Genomic DNA, 1,433 nt, shown 5'->3' with positions numbered 1-1,433 from the left:
CAACAGGAAAGTCAACGAGCTGAACTTGAACGCCAACAGAAAGAACTAGCTCAACAACGAGCTGAACAATTAGCAGAACGGTTACGACAGATGGGTATTAATCCCGATGAGATTTAACCGCTGTCTGAGTTTTTGATAATTTAGAAAGCTGAAAGCTGAATGCTGAATGCTGAATGCTGAATGCTGAATGTATAATTACCAATTCTTAATTCTTAATTCTTAATTCTAAATTATTCATTCTAAATTCTAAATTATTCATTCTTAATTCTAAATTCTTAATTCTAAATTCTTCTTAGCAAACTTCCGCAGTTTAGGATCAGGGTCATGCTCTGCTCTATCCTGCAATAAAGACCGGGTTTGGGAATGGTTAGGATAATATTTGAGGATGGCCTCAAGAGCTATTTTTCGAGGATTGTATTTCCTTTGTCCCTTATGCTCAAAGGGGTCATGGAGAGTGCGATCGCATAAAAATTCCCATAACCAAGGCTGGTCTTGCCCACCTTCAGCTAACTGTTCAAATGAATAGTGATAAGAGCGAGCCCATTCTTCAAGTAGGGGTAAGATATATGGGTGGTCTTTCCAACCTTGAGCTAACTGTTTAATTGTTGTAGCTCGCAGCCTCGAATCAGGATCACAGCGAGCCCATTCTTGAAGTAGGGCTAAGGTATCGCGATGGTCTTGCCAACCTTGAATTAACTGTTCAATTACTTGATCTCGCAGATCCGAATCAGTATCAGAGTTAGCCCATTCTTGAAGTAGGATTATGCTATCGCGATGGTTTTGCCAACCTAGAGTTAACTGTTCCAGTACTTTAAGTCGCACCCTGGAATTGAAATCAGAGCGAGCCGATTGTTGAAGTAGGCGTAAGGCATCTCGATGGTCTTGCCAAGCTTGAGCTAACTGTTCAATTGCTGTATCTCGCACCAACGAATCAGGATCACAGCGAGCCCATTGTTGAAGTAGGGCTAAGGTATCTCGGTGGTCTTTGTAACCTTGAGCTAACTGTTCTATTGCTGTAACTCGCACCCACCAATGAGTATCACAGCGAGCCGATTGTTGAAGTAGGGCTAAGGTATCTCGGTGGTCTTTGTAACCTTGAGCTAACTGTTCTATTGCTGTAACTCGCACCGACGAATCAGGATCACAGCGAGCCCATTCTTGAAGTAGGGCTAAGGTATCTGGATGGTCTTTGTAACCTTGAGCTAACTGTTCAATTGCTTCACCTCGCACCGACGAATCAGGATCACAGCGAGCCCATTCTTGAAGTAGGGGTAAGGTATCTGGATGGTCTTTGTAACCTTGAGCTAACTGTTCTATTGCTGTAACTCGCACCCACCAATGAGTATCACAGCGAGCCGATTGTTGAAGTAGGGCTAAGGTATCTCGGTGGTCTTTGTAACCTTGAGCTAACTGTTCTATTGCTTCACCTCGCA

1 protein-coding gene is annotated in these 1,433 nt (G+C 43.2%); it reads right to left on the bottom strand.

Going from position 1 to position 1,433, the window contains the following annotated elements; all coding sequences use genetic code 11:
- Positions 1-267 precede the first annotated feature (267 nt).
- Positions 268-1,433 (bottom strand): HEAT repeat domain-containing protein (locus tag AC4II3_RS27280; RefSeq protein ID WP_490722960.1); only part of this gene is annotated, 1,166 nt, incomplete at its 5' end.

It is taken from the genome of Moorena sp., assembly GCF_982860115.1.
The sequence above is the reverse complement of the archived record's forward strand: the minus strand, read 5'-3'. Positions and strand labels throughout refer to the sequence as shown.